This window comes from Clostridium sp. CS1-1 (assembly GCF_056135525.1).
In genome coordinates this window covers 1224500-1245224 of record NZ_CM148680.1, presented here as the reverse complement: position 1 = coordinate 1245224, position 20725 = coordinate 1224500, and the positions used below count along the sequence as shown (strand labels likewise).

The following is a 20725-nucleotide window of genomic DNA, read 5'->3' as shown; positions in this document are numbered from 1 at the left end:
ACTACCATTATAGGGAGTTTTGTTCTATCTTTCTTTTTAAATCTTCTATCTCTTTATCCTTCAAATCTATTACTCTCTCGTATTCTTTCTCCATCTCAGTCCAATTTTTATTAAGTAAATTTATAAAGGATGCCATTTCATCTGAACTACCAGCTATGCGATTGAATAATAGAAGATTTAAAGCCAATACTTCTGGAATTTCACTATGAGAATACCTTAATTGGTGATCTATTTCACCATATCCTTCTTCAAATATTGTTCTTACTTGGATTTCAGCTATAACTTTTTGATTCGTTGGAAAAAATTCTATTAAATAATGTACAGATCGATACCCAGACTTTCTAGAGTGAATTTGTATGTTTAACTCTTCAAATCTTTGAGTACCATCCCCTTCCCTAACATTAGCAGTAATTTCAATTACCTTCCACGTACTAGTAATAAAATTATGTATATCTTCCCAGTCATCTTTAAAAATATGTATTGCTCTTATTCCTATTAAATCTGTTATCTCTTCTTTGTAATTTTCAACAGAAAACTGAAATTCCTCACCGTATTTTTCTCTTCTATCAGCTGTCTTTCTAATGATTTTTTCAATTAATCTTTCAGGATCCTTCACTCTTGATTTTACTGTGTGTATCTTTTCATGTGTTCTAAGTGTACTAGCTATAAATTCAGCTTGAGTTTCATAAGTATTCTTGTAAATGCTAAAATCAAGATATATGTTGTTTAAATCATCCCAATTTATTTTATTATTTACTATATCATCTTCTGTAAGATGATACTTTTTTAAAAAGTTTTCTCTTATTAGGTTCAAACCTCCTACCTCCCTATCAATTAAAACTATACCTTATTTAAGTAAAATACACCTGCACAAGTTATAGTTTAATTTTATATACTACATTTTCTTATTATGTAACTCTATCTAATTATTTGGATTTTTAAATATTAAAATTTTGGCCTGTTTGAATAGTAGATTTATAGTGTGGAGTCAGCTTCGAACAAAGGATTACAGAATCTTATGCTAATGAACTTAAAAGCTCTCAATATTTTTCACAGTTTTCCGCAAGAAAACATTGAAAAATATTGGAGCTTTTAAAGGTTTATTAGTATTAGATTCCGTTCCTGAAGAGAGGGTTGACGTAACACTATAAGCCTCTACTTCTAACAGTGTTGCAACTTACGATTAAGTCGCCTTTTCCCTATAGTTGAAAGTTTATTCTTCAATTAAATATAACAGATTATCCTCTATCCTATAAAATAATGGCGTAATCAGTATCTTTGGATATCTGCTTCTTAACCTTTTTGTTTCACTTAACAAGAAGTCAATTTCATTTTCAATTTCAAACATTGGAGCAAAACTTATAAAGTGTTCCTCTGCTTGTTTCTCACTCCATCCTGCATTTTCTACTAAACCTTGAATAAACTTCTCTTTTTTTGACATTAGATTTACCATTCCGCAATTATTATGACCTATAAGGGCTATCGCTTTAACTCCACCAACAGAAATTGCATAGGAAACTTTAAATTCACTATAACGTAAGTTTCCGCCTGCCGAACGAATAATATATGAAAAATTATTTGGTATATGTAGTTGTTTACGGTTATCCATACACATTCCTACTACTAACTCTGCTTTCTCGTAATTCTCAAATGGATATCTTAAGTTATTATATTTTAGTAGTTTCTCAATTGGTGTATCCTTATACTGTAAAAATATATCTTTTTCACTTACCACTTTTACTAATCTGTTCATTATTCTGTACCTGTATCAAGATAGTACACTCTTGATATCTATCTCCTTCCTATTCATTTTATTAATAATACATTATAGCATATAAATATTAAAAAGTAGTAATATTCTAAAATTATATATTAAAATTACTAGAACTTTTTGTTAATAAATTTAGCTATGTAAAATAAAGTATGATTAACTAAATAAGGCAATTGATGTTTTTGTAGTTTTATTAAGAAAAACTTACAATTAACATCAACTGCCTATTATTCATTCAAATTAAGTTAAATTAAATATCAATAAAATTTTACTAATATCTTATGTCATTACTTTAAAGTCTAATATCTCTTTCACCTTGCTCGATTTTTTCAAGGCTTTCAATAGTAAATTCACGTATTTTTTCATCTGGAATATCTTCTAAATTTTGCTTTATCATATTTTCCCCAACTACACGAAGTTCTTCATCTGCGTAATCTTGAAGATATTCTTTAAATGTCATTAATGCATTTGGTAAGCAGAAATTATGAATTGTACCACTCTTTGCAAATTCCATAAATCTATCACCAGTTCTACCTGCCCTATAGCAAGCTGTGCAGTAACTTGGTACATATCCAGAATCACATAAACTCTTCAGAATTTGTGCTGGTGAACGATGGTCCCCTACTTCAAACTGAGGTTTTTCATCACTTGGTTGAAATCCATGTTCTTCCTTGTAACCACCAACTCCTGTACAAGAGCCAGCGCTTACTTGAGAAATCCCAAGAGATATAATTTTGTCTCTAAATTTTGATTCTTCCCTTGTAGAAATGATCATTCCAGTATAAGGTACTGAAAGTCTTAAGACAGCTACTATCTTCTCAAATTGTTCATCAGTTACTAAATGAGGATAATCTTCAAGTTTTACATTCTCTGCAGCTCTTAATCTTGGAACTGATATGGTATGCGGTCCAACCCCTGTATCTTTATCAAGGTGCTCTGCATGCATGAGCATTGCTACTGTTTCATACTGATATTCATATAATCCGTAAAGCACACCAATTCCAACATCCTCAATTCCTGCCACTCTTGCTCTATCCATTGCTGTTGTATGATAATTGTAATCATGCTTTGGTCCATTTGGATGCAATCTCTCATAAGTTGGCTTATGATATGTTTCTTGGAAAAGCGTATATGTTCCAATTTCCGCATCTTTTAATCTTTTATAATTTTCTACTGTCGTTGCTGCTATATTAATATTAATACGTCTAATACTTCCATTATCAAACTTCATTGAATATATAGTTTTTATACAATCTATTATATAGTCAAGATTACAATTTACAGGATCCTCTCCTGCCTCCATTACAATTCTTTTATGTCCCATTGATTCAACAATTTTTATTTCTTCTCTTAATTCATCCATAGACAATCTTCTTCTTTTAAAAGTATCATTAGAATGCTGATATCCACAATATTGGCAGTTGTTAACGCAGTAACTGCTTACATAAAGAGGAGCAAACAAAACTATTCTTTTCCCATAAATAGCTTCCTTTATTTCCTTTGCTACTTTAAACATTTCTTCTAGTATTCCTTCTTCTTTAATGTTTAAAAGTACAGCTGCTTCTCTGTGAGTTAGACCTTTGCATTCTCTAGCTTTTTCTATAAGGGATTTTACATACTCTTTGTCTTCAGCCCTTCTTTTTCCTTCTTGTATAGATTCTCTTATTTCAGAATCTACAATAAATTCTTCTGCTAAAAATTCTTTCATTTTACTTCCCCCCAAACCATATTTTAAAGTCTTTATTCGCTAACTAACAATTGCCAAAAATTCTTGTTTAATATTGTGTTCTAACCTAAAACAAAAAAACTTTCCCTAAAATTATCTATTTAGGGAAAGTTAGATTTCTACGCAAGTTTATAGATATATACAACTATACCATCTATTTACTGTGTATTCCAATTTTCCCCTCCAGATTAGATAAGTCCTCTCTGTTAGGTTTCAACTTAGACACATTAAACTCATTTGCTAATCCAATAATTTAGACATCTCTAAAAATATTCGATTAAGCAAACAATTAGGTTATAGTTTAATTTTATCACTAGATAAATTTTTGTCAACCTTTACAAATCGACTTTAATCTACAATACTTACATATATATTGAAGAAATTGAAGGTTTCTAAAGACTAGTCTAAAGCTAAAAACTTGTTTTAAACAAACTGTTCTCCATCTTTATTGTTATATCCACTCTCGTTATAAGCTCTTTTCTGTATAGTTTGTTTTATTTGATTTTTTGAAAACTGATGTTGATCTTTAAAGCCTTTTTGTTTAAAGTTTCTTTTATCTCCTACTCTCATATTATCGAACACCTCCAACATTTTAATGTACATTTTCCGGTGTACATTATTTATAATGTCCTTTTAAAAAGTTATTATACTTGTACATATTACCTATTAATAATCCCATATGTCTTTCTTTATTGCTTTTTCTCTTTCAGTTCCTCTAAGATTATCTATATTTTCCTTTACAATTATTACTCCAGAGCTGCTTTTATCCACATTTCCCTTTTTATTACCTTGTATACTATGTTTTAACACAAAAATCCCTCCTTAGATATATCTTATAAAATATCAAAAATATTAAATTCTTTTGGTTTTAACCTTATTTTATTATTTACCTTCAAATGAAAATATATTTAATTTTATAAAAATTTAAATATAAATTTCGTTATTTAATAAATAAAATACTAATTAGCAAGGTTGTCATTAATAATTTTTAGTGGTATAGTTTATATATAGTCAGGTGTATATACACCTGTAATGTCAATTGTATATTTTTTGGAGGTATAGTCATGGAAACAGATTTAAAAGAAAAAATCCTAAAGCTAAAAGAAGAGAGAAACGCAATAATCTTAGCTCACTACTATCAAAGACCAGAAATTCAGGATATAGCCGATAAGGTTGGAGATTCTTACTACCTAAGTAAGGTAGCTAGAGAATGTAATGAAAAAGTAATCATATTTTGCGGTGTTAAATTCATGGCTGAAAGTGCAAAAATATTATCGCCTGAAAAAACTGTTCTTTTACCTGCAATAGATGCAGGATGTCCTATGGCCGATATGGCTGAACCTAGCGCTGTTGAAGAATTAAAAGCTAAACACCCTAATGCAAAGGTGGTTTGCTACATAAACTCTACTGCAGAAGTAAAGGCATTATCTGATGTATGTTGTACTTCTTCCAATGCTTTAAAAATAATAAAAAACTTACAAGAGAAAGAAATAATTTTCTTACCTGATAAAAACTTAGGTCAGTATATTTCCGAACAAATCCCAAATAAAAAATTTATTTTATGGGATGGTTTTTGTATAACTCACAAAAAAGTCAAAGCCGAAGAGCTCAAAAAAGCTAGAAACTTATACGAGGATATTTTAATTGCGGCGCACCCTGAATGTGAAAAACCAGTGAGAGATTTAGCCGATTTCATTGGCAGTACTGGTGAAATTATAAATTTTGTAAATACAAGTGCAAAAGAAAAATTCCTTATTGTTACTGAGGAAGGTGTTCTTCATCAAATGAAAAGCAAAAATCCAGAAAAAAAATTTTATATTCCTGGTGGTGGCATGTCATGTATCAATATGAAAAAAACTTATCTAAAGGATATATACAATAGTCTTTTAAATATGGAATATGAAATAGAAGTAAATGAAGAGGTAAGATTAAAAGCCTATATAGCACTGGCTAATATGCACGAACTTGGGAGGTAAGACCTATGGAAATATTCACTGATATTTTTATAGTAGGTACTGGTATCTCAGGCCTTTACGCTGCCCTTAATCTAAGAAACGACTTAAAAATAACTATGATTTCAAAAGGTAAAATCGATGAATGTAATACAAGCCTAGCCCAAGGAGGAATTTCTGTAGCAAGAGGTTATACTGATGTAGATTCATTTATTGAAGATACGTTAAAGGCAGGTCAATTTCAAAATAATAGTGAGGCTGTTAAAATTTTAGCGAAAGAATCTATAAAGAATATAGATAACCTTTGTAACTTGGGATTAGATTTTGATGAAGACAAAGAAGGTCTCTGTTATACTCGCGAAGGTGCCCATAGTATAAATAGAATCGTGCATTACAAGGATATAACCGGTCAAAGAGTTGAAGATGTTCTACTGGATAACATCAAATCTAAAGATAATATAAATATATTAGAAAATTGTAGCTTAGTAGATATTTTCAAGAAAGATAACCTTTGTATTGGTGGTATCTGCGTGAAAGATAATAAACAAATTAATATTCACTCAAAAATAACTATATTTGCTACTGGGGGAATAGGTGGCATTTTTAAAAATTCAACAAATCAAAGAATACTTACAGGTAATGGTATATCCATCGCTATAAAAAATCGAATTAAAATTAAACATTTAAATTATATACAATTTCACCCTACTGCGTTCTTCTTACATTCTAATAATGAAAGAAAATTTTTGATTTCCGAATCAGTCAGAGGCGAAGGTGGTAAACTTATAAATTCTCAGGGAAATAGTTTTGTCGATGAGCTACTTCCAAGAGATGTAGTAACAAAACATATTATTGATGAACAAATCAAAACTAATTGCACAAATGTTTATCTTGATGTAAGCTTCATGGCTAAGGAATTCTTAATAAGAAGATTTCCTAATATATATGCAAAATGCTTAGAAAATGGTGTTGATATAACCAAAGAACCTATACCTGTGTCTCCCGCTCAACACTATTTTATGGGTGGAATAGATGTAAATTTATTCGGACAAACTTCCATGAAAAATTTATATGCTTTCGGTGAAACAAGCTGTACTGGAGTTCATGGCGCTAATAGATTAGCTAGTAATTCACTATTAGAAGCTTTAGTATTCTCCAAGCGAGGAGCAGAAAGAATCAACCTAGAAATTAACAAAATATCTTTCTCTAACATATTTGCTAAAAAACTTGAACATTCTTTAGACTACTATGAAAGTTTAAGTAAAAAAATTATAATCTATAACCTACTTGAATTGAGAGGAGATTTAAAAAATGAATTGGTTATTTGCTGATGATATTATAAAAAAAGCTCTTAACGAAGATATAAGCTATGAAGACATAACAACAAACTCTATAGTTTTTGAGGATTCAAAATCTACTGTTGACTTAATAGTAAAAGAAGAAGGAATCATAGCAGGACTTGAAGTTTTTAGAAGAGTTTTTAATATTCTTGGAAATGCTGATGTGAGGTTTTTTGTAAAAGATGGTGATATAGTGCATAAACGTCAAAAAATCGGAGAGGTTAATGGTAGCACAAGAACAATTTTAACTGGAGAAAGAACAGCTTTAAATTTTCTTCAAAGAATGAGTGGTATAGCCACTCTCACAAAACAGTTTGTACAAAAACTAGAAGGTACAAATACAAAACTTTTAGACACAAGAAAAACTACACCTAATATGAGAATTTTCGAAAAATACTCAGTGAAGATTGGAGGCGGATATAATCATAGATTTGGATTAAATGATGGAGTACTTATAAAGGATAACCACATTGATGCAGCGGGTGGAATAAAAAACGCTATCCAATTTGTAAAGATAAATGCTCCTTTTATTAGAAAAATAGAGGTCGAAGTAGAAAACTTAAATCAGCTTAGGGAAGCTTTAGAATCAAATGCTGATATAATAATGCTAGACAACATGGATATTGAAACATTAAGAATTGCTGTAAAAACAGTGAATGGAAGAACTAAAACTGAAGCCTCTGGAAATGTGACATTGGACACTATTAACTCCATAGCACAAACTGGAGTAGATTATATATCTACAGGAGCTTTGACTCACTCCTTTAAGGTTTTAGATATAAGCATGAAGAACCTTAAAGCTTTAACCTAATATTTATTATTCATTTACGAAATCTAAATTTTACCTGTATTGGCATATTATTCTTCTCAGTGGGAAACACAACAAAATTAGATTTTCTAATATTTATCTATTAAATTTATTTTTATATGTAAATAAACACCTTTAAATAACCACTAAAATAATTGCAATTTTAGTAAACTTTCTATAGTATTAAATCTCCTCTTAAAAGTCAAAATAATAGTGTATCATATGACAAGTAAGGAGGAATTTAAAAATGACAAACGATAAAGAAAAAGATAGAGAATTACAAAAAAGAAGACTTCAAGAAGATACAGAACATCGTCTAGATCAATTGATTAATACTGTAGAAAATTATACTAGAACTGAAAGACACCTTGAACAGTATTCAAATATAGGTGATCCTAAAAATAGAGCTCATGCAAGAGATATACAATGTGAAAGACAATCAGAAATTCAGCACTTAAAAAATCATATTGTATATGGCTCTGAGTATCATGATCATCCTTTAGAAAACCTAAAAGAAAACTATGAAGATACAAAAGAATACTTAGAGCATTATGGTTCAGGACTTGATGATGAAACTTTAGCAAATGTAGAAGAAAAGCAAAAAAATAGAGAAAGAACAATGGACCAAATGGAGTAACATTGTTTTAGTAGGCAGTAATAATCAATTAGTTACTAAATTGGTTATTACTGCTTTTATAATTATCTGAAAGAAGTTTCCATTTAGATAAAAATATATGTATGCGTATTTTTTATAGTTTGCCATTTAATTATTTGCTTATTTATTCAAAATAGCATTTCTCCTTTTTGGAGACATTAACTAAGAGGTGGTCTTAATGTTTAAAAAAATTGCTATTATCTTAGTCTTTATACTCTTAACTTCAGTACAAACTTCAGCTTACGAAAATATTAACATTGAAATCTTTGATATAAATAAGGAATGCATAGTAAAAGAAGTTAGACACAACCCTGCAATACAAAAAGAAGTTGAAAACTACCTTAAAGGAATAACAGGAATATATACTAAATTTAATCCTATACCTGATAAAGGGTATATGGTTAAGATTCCCTTAGAAACGCCTATAATGATACAGAATAAATGGTTAAGCGCCTTTGTTGACCAAGTAATTATAATATTCCCTGAAAAGGATAGGGAATATCTTATGGTATTTGATACCAATGACAACGCACTTTTTTTTACCTTTAAAGGTAATTTAGATATTTTATTAAAAAATTTGGATTTTCAACCAATATCTAATTAGTGATAACTCAGTCGATAAATATACTCATTATATCAAGCCTGTATATGCAATATGTATAATGTTCCTATTGCATACACAGGCTTATTTCAACTAATCTTAACTGGACAAGATATATCTTTTTCTTTAAGTTCAATCTTTTAATTAGTTTTTTAAGACAATAAAAATAAGAACTAACAGAGATTGTACAAAAACCTCCATTCTAATTATATTCCCTTGATAGCTCCTCGCTTTAGAGCGACATTTAATGCATTAAATAATATAGTTGCACACACTGTATTTATTAAACAAGCTGGAGCAACCACTGATAAAAATAAGGTACGGAAACTTATAGGCAATCCAACTGTTATTAAGGCTACCATTAAAAAAGCTGTTCCACTTACCAATGTTCCAATTGCAGAGGCTATAATTATCTTTATTTGATTGTTTAATACATTTCTTAAAGGTTTTATTATTACAAAAATCACGTTAGTAGTTATAAGTTTATCTATCACATTTGCTAATTGACCTCCAGGGAAAGTTGTTGTTGCAGCTGCTAATATTCCTGCTACAACTCCAGCACTTAAACAAGTCTTATAGTCATCATTTAGAATCATTATGATAAATAACATTGCTAAAGAAAAGTCTGGTTTCATCCCAAAAACTAATGGTGGTGCCATTTGATGAAGTACTGCTCCCATAGCTAAAAATAATGAATTTATAATAATCTTTTTTATACTCATAACAAATCTCTCCTCTTTATTAATTTATTCTCTTTAAAAATTTTAATTTTGGGTTTACTAAACGTATAAATCTCTAAATAATTAACAATAGCTTGCAAGCATCTACATAAGAAATTTAATAAATTTGGTTAACCATTGAGCTTCTTAATCTTGTTATATTAATTTTCACATGAAAAAATATTGATTCTTTAGTATCTTTATTTGACCTTCACAACATACTAAGCCCCCCTTAAAATTTTTATTTAAGAATTCTTAAATTATTTTGAGAAATAAAAAAACTCCGTCCTAAACAATAGGACGGAGTGATATCCGCGGTGCCACCTAAATTGTATCTAAAAAATTGATACCCCTTAAAATTTCAAGCACTAACATGCTCTATCCATTATAACGTATGGCTAACGGTAGCTACTACTCTTTAAAGAACTAATTTAAATTTCGGGCTACACCTCGGAGGTCCATTCACTAATAGTTATTGCACTGAGATCACACCCCCCTCAGTTCTCTGAAGCTAAACTTATTAACTACTCTTCCTCGTCTAAAGATTAAGTTTATTAATTTACTTAAATACTACCACTTAAACATTTTACTGTCAATTATAAAAATAAACTTTTTTGTTTTATTCAGAATTTTTCTTTAAAGAAAAATGGAATACTAACCACAGTTTATTAAGAATAAAACTATTCTTCAAGGTAAAACTAATTTTGAAAGGGGAGTTGAAAATGGTTAAAAAGAAAATTGAAGTTTTAACAAAAAAAGATAGAGTTCATAACCCAGCAGTAAAAGATACTAAAGGAAGAATGGATAAAGAAACCCCAGGATTATCTGGAAAATATTCCGGTAGATAATCTTTTGATGTTTAATTTCAATATTAAAAATAAAGGTGGGATAAAATCATGCAAAAAAAGAAACTATCTCCATTAGATGCAAAATTACATTCTATGGCAGCTGAAAGTAATGAAAGTAGAGAGTCTGAACATGGATTTCAGCATCGTGGTAATCCTGCAACTATTCATCAAAAAGCAAGAGTTAATAGAAATAATGATAATGGTTCCCATATGTAATTTAGATTGTTAATATCACTAACAAATTAATTTAATAAAACTTTTTAAAATAGCGGTAGATAAGGTTTTTTCCTAATCTACCGCTTAGATATTTATTGAAATTACGAAATCATTTTTATCTTGAAAAACAAGTATTTAGCCCTATTGTAACTTATATCATGCTTTTCTTATTCTACTATTATTAATTCTTTATCATACTTATTGAGTATTTCGCATCCATCTTCAGTAACTAATACTAAATCTTCTATTCTAACTCCAACTTCTCCTGGTAAATATATACCAGGTTCTACTGAGAATATCATGCCTGGCTCTACTATATCAGTATTTACTGAAGAAACATCACCAAAATCATGTGTTTCTATTCCGATTGAATGTCCTGTTCTATGAGTAAAGAATTTTCCGTAACCATGAGCAGATATATGATCTCTAGCTGCTGCGTCTATATCGCAGAATCTAACACCTGGTTTAATAATATCTATAGCCTTTTTATTAGCTTCTAAAACTATATTATATACTTCTCTAGCCTTATCAGAAGCATATTTATAGAATACAGTTCTAGTCATATCTGAACAGTAAGAATCCTTAACACATCCAATATCTATTATTACACTATCTCCTTCTTTAACTACTGTGTTATCACATCCGTGGTGTGGATCAGCTGCATTTGCACCATAAGCTATTATTGGATCAAATGAAAATCCTTCTGCTCCTAATTCTTCATAAATGCTTGATAAAATCTGTCCCATTTTCTTTTCAGAATTCATTTCTGGAACAATCTTAATCATTCTATCTACTGCTAAGTCATTTATTCTAGACGCTTCCCTCATAAAATCCTTTTCTTGATCATCTTTGCACATTCTAACTCGATCTAGTATTAAAGAACCATTTACAAATGTGCTTCCACCTTTTAATTCCATAAGTCTTAAAAGGAAACGAGCTGGCCAATTCTTATCAACGCCCATTGGCTTTTCTTTTTCTACATATCTTGAAACGATTTCAACAGCATCCTGAGTATCATTAAACCATACTTTTTCAACACCTAAATCTTCAGTTACAGGGAAAAGTTCATTTATAAATAACTTATTATTTCCATTAAGATTTATGTATAATGCAAGCATTCTTTCACCAGGGTGAATCCATTTTCCTGTTAAATAAAATATAGCTGCTGGATCTGAAACCAACATTTGTTGTATATGTCTAGCTTCCATTTCTTTTAATACTTTATTAAGTCTTCCTTGATTCATAATACAGTACCTCCTTAGTTATTAAAACATATAATTCATTTATTTTGATTTTATATAAATCATTAATCTAGGACCATAATTATAAAGTTTAATTTTTAATATATTGATTAATTTTAATAGTTTGTTTATATATATAATATTAGAAATTCTTTACTTTTGCAAGTTATAATATTAACATTATAGTAATAAATTCTAGTTTCCTATAGAATGGCCTGCATAGAAGAAGCATATCCTGCACATTATTAAATTTTAAGATTTTAAATATAGGTGGTTTATATTTTATACAATATGCATTTGTACATACCAAAAGCTACCTTATCTTTAACGCAAAGGTAGCTTTTAGTAAACTTAGTTCTTAAATTTTAATCAATTTCCGGTTCATCTTTTTTACGATCTACTTGGTCTCCTTTAAGTAAGTTTTCTATATGAGTTCCAATCTCATGTCCTTTTCTGTAAGATGAAAGTTTTTCAAGCGGAACTGAGTCCTTATGGGTATCTTTACCTGTAAGGCTATCAATTACCCCCATTTTAGCTATTGGAACATCACCAACATGAATATCTTTTATATCATCTAATTCAAATCTATCCTTCACTTTATAGCCCCCTTATATGTTTTTTTACATTTATAGATTATCCATATAACTATAAAATAATGTGTGACTATAATAAGATACTTTGGATAATTATTCCGTTTTATAGAATCTATGATAGTATTCCTTAAAACAAATCACCTAAAAGTCTAAAATTATTATAAAATAAATTCAGGCTTTTAGGTGATTATTGGTATTATAGGGTTTAATTTAGTTTTTTGAACATTCATATTGTGCATTAAGTAGCTTTACTAATACATCTTCAACATTATCTCTCTTATTTTCATATATTTTTTCATCATCTTCATCCATATAGCACAAAGCAATTTTTAATCCTTCTGTAATTTTCTTCATTTCATCTAAGCTTAAAATCATCAATATATTTTCTTGCATTTTTATTTCCCCCTTATTCTCATATTTTATTATTTAAATCTAATAGTGCTTACAAATTAAGCTTTTAACATCATTTAGTAAAGCACTTTTTAAATAAAGTATATACAAATTGGTTGTTAGTATGCTTCGTTTTTTCATATTATTCAAGATTCTGAAAATTGAAGTCATTTTTTCAGTCAGATGCCTAAATACACCTGACAATTCATTAGTAATTAAGAATATGTTTACCAACAACACTTTATTCCTTTTTAGTATTATATCTATCTAAGGGTTTAGTATTGTCATCTAATCTCAATTTAATATATTATTTATGTTAAAAGTTTGCTATAAAATCATAATATTCTTCAATCATATCTTCTGTGTATACTTTTTTGCCCATAAGCCTATGAATTATATCTGGTTTCTTGTATCCTTCTTTATATAACCTATAATCTTTAAGGAGCTTTTTCAGCATCCCTCTATTTATTTCTAACAAGAAAGAGAGTTCATCCATGGTATAATAGTCCTTAAACAGCAGTTCCTCTAAATTTCTCTGCATTTCAATCTTATACTCTAAATCTAATCTCCTGTTCTTATGAGGCCCATTCTTTCCCCTATGATGCTCAGAACATAGATACCTAAAATTTATCGGAAAATCTACGCCGCCTTGACTTCTGTAAACTATATGATGTTTATCCGCTTGTTTACCACAGATTTCGCACCTTAGCAATTTTTCCCCTCCTATTTAATCAAACAATTAATTTCTAAATCAATTATATCATAATCTCATAAATATTTCATATGCAAATAATTATGAAATTGGTTTAATTTAGAGCATTAAGATATTCAGTTTCGCTCAAACAAACTATATTTTATCTTATCAACCTTATCTAGGTATATGTTATAATTAAACATAGCTTAAATCAGATAGGAGTAATAGAGCACATTAATGTTCAGAAATTAAGGATATATTTTTGGCTCTACTGTCCATCTGAAAAAATTTCATTTAAGACAATAATCTTTTACTATGGGGGGATTTTAATGAGCGCAATGTTTAAAGTTATTCTTTCAATGGCCATATGGGGTAGTATCGGAATATTTGTAAAGAACATTGACTTACCGTCAATAGAAACAGTTTTCTTGCGTGCTGCTACTGCCAGTGTTTTTCTTATGTTGTATGGTTTTATTTCGAAAAACTTCAATAATTCTAAGCAGAAAGGTGAAGAAGTAGAACTCAAAAGTATAGATAAGAAAAACATATATTTTTTAATTGCATCAGGTGTTGCAATGGCATTTAACTGGATACTTCTATTCCAGGCCTATAAGTATACTACGATTTCAAATGCAACATTAAGTTATTATTTTGCACCTGTATTTGTAATACTGCTATCCCCATTTATTTTAAAAGAGAGGTTTACTAAATTTAACCTTATTGCAGTTACAGGAGCTTTACTTGGATTATTTTTAATATTAAACAACCAAGCATCTACTTCTAATATAGAATACAATCATGTTAAGGGAATTACCTTCGGACTTATGGCTGCCGTTTTTTATTCTTCAGTTGTCCTATTAAACAAATATGTTAAAGGGTTATCAGGTTACCAAATGACTGTAGTTCAAATTTCTACAGCTGCATTAGTTTTGATTCCTTTTATTATCCACAGAAGTAATCTTCATATATCAAGCAGTAAGACTTTAATATTTATATTAATAGTCGGCTTAGTGCATACAGGAATACCTTATTTACTATACTTTTCTGCCATGAAGGACTTAAGAGCTCAAAGTATAGCCATTGTAAGCTATATAGATCCAATATCAGCTGTTATTTTTGGTGTTATATTCTTAAAAGAAACTATGACTGTATTTCAAATAATTGGTGGCCTACTGATTCTTCTGTCAACTTATTTTGGAAATAAGGAAAAGAAGTCTACAGAAGTTTCTACTGAGGTTAATGCTTAATTTACAAATTCATTTACGCATTAAACTTGACTTTAAGGCTGCTAGCTAAAACATTTACTAGCCGCCTTAAAGCTTTAAGTTTTTGATTCCAAATATTTAATGAATTTATTAACCAATAGAGGGTCAAATTGAGTACCGCTAAACTTTTTCAATTCCTCTATGGCTTCTCTTTTCCTCATAACTTTCTTATACGGCCTTTTACTTGTCATAGAATCATAAGCATCAATAATTGAGATTATTCTACACTCTAGAGGAATATCCACTCCTTTAATACCAATAGGATACCCCTTTCCATTCCAACTCTCATGATGTTTTAATATTAATTCAGCAATCTGTTCCAAATCAGGGGTGTGTTTCGCAATCCTATATCCTATCTCACTATGACGCATCATTTCATCTTTTTCATCTTGATTCAACTCACCAGGCTTTTTTATTATTCTATCAGAAACCCCCACCTTACCAATATCATGGAATTGTGCAAGAAGTTCTAGTGAGTTCATAATACTACTTGGTAATCCTAACCTTTTTCCAAATCCTACTGATAAACTTTTCATTCTTTCTATATGCCCTTCCATAACAAAATCTCTTTCTTTGAGAGCTTTTATCAGAGTTCTCATTATAACACTTCTTGTGTTATCCTTTCCATTTAGTTTAGAAGCATACATCTTGTTATCAGCTTCCTTAAAAATATCTTTTATAGGCTTAAAACTATCTCCACTAAATGCTGTTCCTGTTGACATACTTAAATGTATCTTGTCACTATTAAAATTGTTTTTTGCTATTTCAATTTTAATCCTTTTATTTAGTTTGTTAACTTCCTTTTCACTACTGTTTTTTAGCAAAACTATAAACTCATCTCCGCCTATTCTTGCCACAATATGCTTATTATTACTAACTCTCCTTAATACATTAGCAGCACTGATTATTAACTCATCTCCTATAAAATGCCCTAATGTATCATTGATAATTTTTAATCCATCTAAATCACATACAATTAATCCAAGGTTAGTTAGCCTTTTTTTATCACATTCACTGATAAAATTATGAAAATAAGTTCGATTATAAACGCCAGTCAAACTGTCACATATACTAATTTTCATTAGTTTTTCTTCCAGCAAAACCCTATCTGTAATATTTCTAAAGGTAATTACTGTTCCGATATCCCCCTTACATTCACTTTTTATTGGTGCAACTGCTATACTTATACTATATCTTTTATTTTCTTTAGAAACTAGAATAATGTCTTCATCGCTTTTAAATTGACTTCCTTCATCTATTATCGTAGTAAGCAAATCCTCTCGTCTACTAAAAGTTTCATCATATGTTTTTCTACATATTATATTAAATATTCTTCTGAGATTGTTCCCCTCTGCTTCTTCTATACTATATCCGGTAAGTTTCGCAGCTGCATCATTTATAAATTTTATCTTCCCCTTCTTATCTGTAGCTATAACTCCATCTCCTATACTAGATAAAGTTACTTTTAACCATTCTTGATAGTCTTTCATTTCCTGTTCTATTCTCTTCTTTTCTGTTATATCTTCATATATAACAGAAAGTCCTATTTGTTTATTACTTACTATTACTGGTAAAGTTATTATATTTACATTTATTAATTTTCCATCCTTCCTTCTCCTTATAGTTTCCTGGCTAATGTGTTCTCTATCTAGTGCTATTCTAGGAATACTAACCTTACCTTTATTTATATCATCACTTGAAATTACACTATTTATTTCTTTTCCAATTACTTCATGAGCTGAATATTGAAAAATCTTCGTGAAACTTTTATTTATATTTACAATTTTGTCTTGATTATCAAGAATGGCAACTGCTTCACAGCAATTCTCGTATAGGTTGATGAATTGAGATGTTTGGCCCTTTAATAGATTCTTTACCTTGATATAACCGAAGTTTAAAACTTGATTTAATGACTCTTTCTCACTTAAGACAAGTTTAAGAGAGTTAACACCATTTCCCATTCTTCATCACCATATCCATAAATTATTTAAATTTATAATAATTCCTTTTAAGAAAAAATGCCTAAGTAATCATACAGTAAAAATCAATTCACACAAACATATAGTTAGTAGTGAACATATATTTAAGCAATTCAATTCGTAGTAAACCTATATACTAAACATCTAGTTAAATTCTTTTATTATTAGAATATGTAACTCTATCTATAATCGGTCCACTTTCTTTAATAAAAGCTTAAAAACACCATTACTTTCCACAACAAAAAAGAACGAAATCACAAAATATGTAAATTTCGTTCTTTCTATTTATTATTAGTGATTAGCTGTAACTACCGCTTCCATAGTTAAATTTACTGGATTATTGATAGTATCAACAACCGGTGCTGACTCATTTATGCATTTTATCAAATTATGAACTTGCTCAGTATTTGCATCGGTATCTAATATAACTTTGCATCTTATATCCTTATATCCAGGTCTAACATCCTTCATTCCCATCATTCCATCAGTATCAAAATTGCCTTCTAGTTCAATGGAAACATCATTTAATTTAATATTGTTTTTATTCGCATAATTGATTGCAGTAATAACTCCACATCCTCCTAAGGAACATAATACTGCTTCCATTGGATTCATTGCATAATTTTTTTCTGGTGCTTCTTTTGTCTGTTCTAAGATAAAACTAAAACCTCTACTCTCACACTTTACTGCAGTACTATTATTAATACTTTTCGTACTTGCCTTAACTACTAATGGTGGCATATATTATCACTCTCCTATACTATAAGTAAAATTAGATTAAATTATTTAATTTCACCTATAGTATAAACACCTTAGTTATTTCTTATTATTTTTAAGATTTTTTATTACTGCATAAAGTAAAAAAATAAGTAGTAAAGTAAAAATAGGTGTAGCTGAATAATATATTATTTTCCCAAAGTCCATAAACCCTCATCCTTTCAACTATACTTTATTAAGATTATTTAATAGATCTATTCCATAAAAATTACTATTCTTAGGTTTCATATTTAGTATATTAAGTATTAACTATTCTAGATTCAATCTAAAATTCCTTTTTTACTTCATATTATAGAGTTAAGTTTAGGATATTCTCTATAACAACTACTAAATGCGACTAAAACCACACACTAATGGGCAAAGTAAAAGATACCTTACTAAGAAAATCTGATATTGATCATGATAGCTTAACTATAATCTTATATTTTTAGGTACATATTTCAACTTTCCAAATATGTTATAATTAAGTAAGTATTCAAAAACCATTCAATACTTACGAATATAACTAAAGCGTATTCTTAAATAAAATAATTGCTGTGAAAGGGGGTTAATTATGAGATCTACTTTATATTGGATATTCCTCATAAATGCACTTGTATCCATTTTCTTAATAGTCCTAGAACGGAAGAATCCTGAAAAAACCATTGCTTGGTTGTTAGTCTTTATTGTACTTCCTCCAGTAGGTTTGTTTCTATATATTTTCTTAGGACGAAATTGGAAGAAACATAAACTCCATAATGAAACTAGTATCAACTTAGAGGAACTAATCTATGAAGTGATAAAAAATGTTAAAGACAGCACCTATACCCCTTTAATAGAGTTGCTTTCAAAAAATAGTGAATCTCCTCTTTTTAAAGATAATAGTATAAAAATTTTTAAGGACGGTAATGAAAAATTTAAAATATTGAAAGAGGAATTGTTAAAAGCCAAAAATCACATTCACATGGAATACTATATAGTAAAAAGTGATGGTATTGGTAATGAAATAAAGGATATTCTTACAAAAAAGTCACAAGAAGGTATTAAAGTACGAATAATGCTCGATAGGGTAGGATGTATTAGATTAAAAAAAAGCTATATCAAAGAACTAAAGGATGCTGGAGTGGATGTTGTCCAATATTCTTATTTTCTTGCCCCTTTACTTAGACAAATAAACACCCAAATTAATTACCGTAATCATAGAAAAATTGTAGTAATTGATGGGAAAGTCGGCTTTATTGGCGGCATAAACATCGGCGACGAATACATGGGCAAGAGCAAGTTTGGATACTGGCGAGATACTCACATTATGGTTAAAGGTGATTTTGTTTACGGATTACAGGCAGTTTTCCTAGACGACTTTGCTACTATAAAAGAAGCTAATAAAGAATTTTTCTATTACGGGGATAACTTTGAGGAGTTCTTTCCTGAAATAGTGAGCGGTAACGGAAAACTAATGCAACTAGTTAAAAGCGGCCCAGACTCAGAATTCCCTGCTATAGAGCAAACTATTTTGAAAATGATTGGCATGGCAAAGGATCATGTTTATATAACTACTCCCTATTTTATACCAAGCGAAAGCATATTAAATGCTCTAAAAATAGCCGTACTAAGTGGAGTTAGTGTTCATATATTATTTCCAGCAAGGTACGATCACATTCTGGTTCACTACGCTTCTAGAACCTATTTATCAGAATTAGCACGAAATGGAGTTAGGGTATATCTTTATGACGGTGATAGCTTTATTCATGCAAAAACCACCTCAATAGATGGCAAAATATGTACTGTTGGTACTGCCAATATGGACATTAGAAGTTATGTATTAAACTATGAAATTAACGCAGTAATTTATGACGAGGAAACTACTGAAGAACTTGAAAATTTATTTTTTGAAGATCTAAAAAGAAGTAAAAGAGTAACTGAAGATTATTTTAATAATCTTTCTCCTCTTACAAAAGCCTTCGAAGCCTTTTCCAGAATGTTCTCTGCACTTTTATAGGAGAGTACGACTTAATTGTAAATTTAGAACATTATTTTGAGAGTAGGCTTATAGTGTTTCATCAACCATCACTTCAGGAACAGAATCTAATACAAATAGACCTTTAAAAGCTCCAATATTTTTCAATGTTTTCTTACATAAAACTGTGAAAAATATTATGAGCTTGCAAGTTTATTTGTATAAGATTCTGTAATCCTTTATTCGAAGCTGACTTCACACTATAAACCTACTCTTAAAACATACCAAAATTTAGATTATTATTATAACGTTCTTTTAGCTGACACAGAAGTTACATAAGTTTTTCTAATAATCAAATCTCTTAATTTTCAATTCCCTAATCTATTATGCGACAGCATAAAATGATAATAGAATTATAACTAATATGATAATAAGATATTTAATTTAAACAATTACCTAGTGCGTTAGCACCCTAATATTTAAAAATCTAGATAATTAGATATGTTTACACAATAAGAATATTACGACCTAATTATAATGTATAGCATAGTTTGAAGGGCTGACGTAACACTATAAACCTAACCTTCTAAGAGTTTTAAATCCATAACTTTAGCTTATAGAACCTATAAATTAAAATTATGGATTTAAGTTTAACTATTACAAATGCTAATATTGATTTCAAGACAAGAAAGGAGATAATTAATTATGGAAGCTGGTGTAAGAAATAAGTTAGTTGGTAAAGTTGAAGACATAAAATCTGATGCTGTTATGGCTCAGATAAAAATGTCTGTTGATGGATGAGCCAACTCTCCTGTCGTTACGTCTGTAATGACTAAAGAAAGCTTAGAGGATGCTGGATTTAAACAAGGTGATACAGTTGAAGCTTTAATTAAAGCTATTAACGTTGTTTTCGTCAAACATTAATACATAAAGCCTCGCTCTAAAAAGTATACTATAGTTTTATATATAAAACTATAGTATACTTTTGCCCAAAATACCTATTTGTTTTTATGATACCTTAAATTTTGGACCATTAATAAATAATTATATTATACAAATATGCATTTTCCATGAAGAAAAACTGATACTAAGTAAAAAAATTATATTGCATCGCCTTTATTTACTGATGCGACTCATTTAATGATATTAAAAAGCTCTGTATTCTAATTATATCCTATTTTAAAATTTTCGCTAAGAATATGTACCAATTTTAT

Annotated in this window: 21 protein-coding genes and 1 other annotated feature; of the genes, 9 read left to right on the top strand and 12 right to left on the bottom strand. The window is 29.4% G+C overall.

Annotated features, from left to right (window positions below):
• Nucleotides 1–7: 7 nt before the first annotated feature.
• The 5 genes from AC0N0V_RS05560 to AC0N0V_RS05540 all read right to left on the bottom strand — a co-directional run bounded on the left by AC0N0V_RS05560 (nucleotide 8) and on the right by AC0N0V_RS05540 (nucleotide 4307).
• The gene (locus tag AC0N0V_RS05560; RefSeq protein WP_474462608.1) at nucleotides 8–814 is read right to left on the bottom strand and encodes a RelA/SpoT domain-containing protein; all 807 of its coding nucleotides are present in this window, start codon (nucleotides 812–814) and stop codon (nucleotides 8–10) included.
• A 399-nt stretch (nucleotides 815–1213) separates the two neighbouring features.
• Complete coding sequence (locus AC0N0V_RS05555) at nucleotides 1214–1753, bottom strand: carbonic anhydrase (RefSeq protein WP_474462607.1); 540 nt, start codon at nucleotides 1751–1753, stop codon at nucleotides 1214–1216.
• Between the two features lie 310 nt (nucleotides 1754–2063).
• Nucleotides 2064–3479: a [FeFe] hydrogenase H-cluster radical SAM maturase HydG gene (gene hydG / locus AC0N0V_RS05550; RefSeq protein WP_474462606.1), complete on the bottom strand. Its 1416-nt coding sequence runs from the start codon at nucleotides 3477–3479 to the stop codon at nucleotides 2064–2066.
• Between the two features lie 441 nt (nucleotides 3480–3920).
• On the bottom strand, nucleotides 3921–4067 hold the full coding sequence (locus tag AC0N0V_RS05545; RefSeq protein WP_474462604.1) for a hypothetical protein: 147 nt from the start codon (nucleotides 4065–4067) through the stop codon (nucleotides 3921–3923).
• Between the two features lie 96 nt (nucleotides 4068–4163).
• Nucleotides 4164–4307, bottom strand: coding sequence for a hypothetical protein (locus tag AC0N0V_RS05540; protein WP_474462603.1), 144 nt, complete (start codon nucleotides 4305–4307; stop codon nucleotides 4164–4166).
• Nucleotides 4308–4561: 254 nt separating this feature from the next.
• Here AC0N0V_RS05540 and nadA point away from each other — a divergent pair, with 254 nt between their 5' ends.
• The 5 genes from nadA to AC0N0V_RS05515 all read left to right on the top strand — a co-directional run bounded on the left by nadA (nucleotide 4562) and on the right by AC0N0V_RS05515 (nucleotide 8856).
• On the top strand, nucleotides 4562–5473 hold the full coding sequence (gene nadA / locus AC0N0V_RS05535) for a quinolinate synthase NadA (protein WP_474462602.1): 912 nt from the start codon (nucleotides 4562–4564) through the stop codon (nucleotides 5471–5473).
• 5 nt (nucleotides 5474–5478) lie between these two features.
• The gene (locus tag AC0N0V_RS05530) at nucleotides 5479–6780 is read left to right on the top strand and encodes an L-aspartate oxidase (RefSeq protein WP_474462601.1); all 1302 of its coding nucleotides are present in this window, start codon (nucleotides 5479–5481) and stop codon (nucleotides 6778–6780) included.
• On the top strand, nucleotides 6761–7600 hold the full coding sequence (nadC, locus tag AC0N0V_RS05525) for a carboxylating nicotinate-nucleotide diphosphorylase (RefSeq protein ID WP_474462600.1): 840 nt from the start codon (nucleotides 6761–6763) through the stop codon (nucleotides 7598–7600). The genes AC0N0V_RS05530 and nadC overlap by 20 nt, the downstream gene beginning before the upstream one ends.
• A gap of 244 nt (nucleotides 7601–7844) precedes the next feature.
• Nucleotides 7845–8234: a hypothetical protein gene (locus tag AC0N0V_RS05520; RefSeq protein ID WP_474462599.1), complete on the top strand. Its 390-nt coding sequence runs from the start codon at nucleotides 7845–7847 to the stop codon at nucleotides 8232–8234.
• Nucleotides 8235–8430: 196 nt separating this feature from the next.
• Nucleotides 8431–8856 (top strand): hypothetical protein, encoded by a 426-nt coding sequence (locus tag AC0N0V_RS05515; protein ID WP_474462598.1) that lies wholly within the window; start codon nucleotides 8431–8433, stop codon nucleotides 8854–8856.
• Nucleotides 8857–9059: 203 nt separating this feature from the next.
• Here the strand turns inward: AC0N0V_RS05515 and AC0N0V_RS05510 are convergent, their stop codons facing one another.
• Entirely contained in the window at nucleotides 9060–9575 is a 516-nt protein-coding gene (locus AC0N0V_RS05510) for a tryptophan transporter (protein ID WP_474462597.1), read from the bottom strand.
• A gap of 290 nt (nucleotides 9576–9865) precedes the next feature.
• Nucleotides 9866–10122, bottom strand: a binding site (T-box leader).
• Between the two features lie 172 nt (nucleotides 10123–10294).
• Here AC0N0V_RS05510 and AC0N0V_RS05505 point away from each other — a divergent pair.
• Together AC0N0V_RS05505 and AC0N0V_RS05500 are read left to right on the top strand one after the other, a co-directional pair.
• Entirely contained in the window at nucleotides 10295–10420 is a 126-nt protein-coding gene (locus AC0N0V_RS05505; protein ID WP_474462596.1) for a hypothetical protein, read from the top strand.
• Nucleotides 10421–10468: 48 nt separating this feature from the next.
• On the top strand, nucleotides 10469–10636 hold the full coding sequence (locus AC0N0V_RS05500; protein WP_474462595.1) for a hypothetical protein: 168 nt from the start codon (nucleotides 10469–10471) through the stop codon (nucleotides 10634–10636).
• 167 nt (nucleotides 10637–10803) lie between these two features.
• On the opposite strand, the gene AC0N0V_RS05495 is transcribed toward AC0N0V_RS05500, so the two are convergent.
• From AC0N0V_RS05495 to AC0N0V_RS05480, 4 genes are all read right to left on the bottom strand, one after another.
• The gene (locus AC0N0V_RS05495) at nucleotides 10804–11880 is read right to left on the bottom strand and encodes a M24 family metallopeptidase (RefSeq protein ID WP_474462593.1); all 1077 of its coding nucleotides are present in this window, start codon (nucleotides 11878–11880) and stop codon (nucleotides 10804–10806) included.
• A 362-nt stretch (nucleotides 11881–12242) separates the two neighbouring features.
• Nucleotides 12243–12473 carry a hypothetical protein gene (locus AC0N0V_RS05490; RefSeq protein WP_474462592.1) on the bottom strand — a complete coding sequence of 77 codons (231 nt, stop codon included), beginning with the start codon at nucleotides 12471–12473 and terminating at the stop codon, nucleotides 12243–12245.
• 207 nt (nucleotides 12474–12680) lie between these two features.
• Nucleotides 12681–12863 carry a hypothetical protein gene (locus tag AC0N0V_RS05485; protein WP_474462591.1) on the bottom strand — a complete coding sequence of 61 codons (183 nt, stop codon included), beginning with the start codon at nucleotides 12861–12863 and terminating at the stop codon, nucleotides 12681–12683.
• A gap of 313 nt (nucleotides 12864–13176) precedes the next feature.
• Complete coding sequence (locus AC0N0V_RS05480; protein ID WP_474462590.1) at nucleotides 13177–13572, bottom strand: HNH endonuclease; 396 nt, start codon at nucleotides 13570–13572, stop codon at nucleotides 13177–13179.
• Between the two features lie 311 nt (nucleotides 13573–13883).
• On the opposite strand from AC0N0V_RS05480, the gene AC0N0V_RS05475 reads away from it, so the two are divergent.
• Nucleotides 13884–14801: a DMT family transporter gene (locus tag AC0N0V_RS05475; protein WP_474462589.1), complete on the top strand. Its 918-nt coding sequence runs from the start codon at nucleotides 13884–13886 to the stop codon at nucleotides 14799–14801.
• Between the two features lie 74 nt (nucleotides 14802–14875).
• Here AC0N0V_RS05475 and AC0N0V_RS05470 read toward each other — a convergent pair whose 3' ends face one another.
• Nucleotides 14876–16780 (bottom strand): sensor domain-containing diguanylate cyclase/phosphohydrolase, encoded by a 1905-nt coding sequence (locus tag AC0N0V_RS05470; protein WP_474462588.1) that lies wholly within the window; start codon nucleotides 16778–16780, stop codon nucleotides 14876–14878.
• Between the two features lie 309 nt (nucleotides 16781–17089).
• Nucleotides 17090–17539: an OsmC family protein gene (locus tag AC0N0V_RS05465; RefSeq protein WP_474462587.1), complete on the bottom strand. Its 450-nt coding sequence runs from the start codon at nucleotides 17537–17539 to the stop codon at nucleotides 17090–17092.
• A 589-nt stretch (nucleotides 17540–18128) separates the two neighbouring features.
• Here AC0N0V_RS05465 and cls point away from each other — a divergent pair.
• Nucleotides 18129–19553, top strand: a complete 1425-nt coding sequence (gene cls, locus AC0N0V_RS05460; RefSeq protein WP_474462586.1) for a cardiolipin synthase — start codon at nucleotides 18129–18131, stop codon at nucleotides 19551–19553.
• Nucleotides 19554–20725 lie beyond the last annotated feature (1172 nt).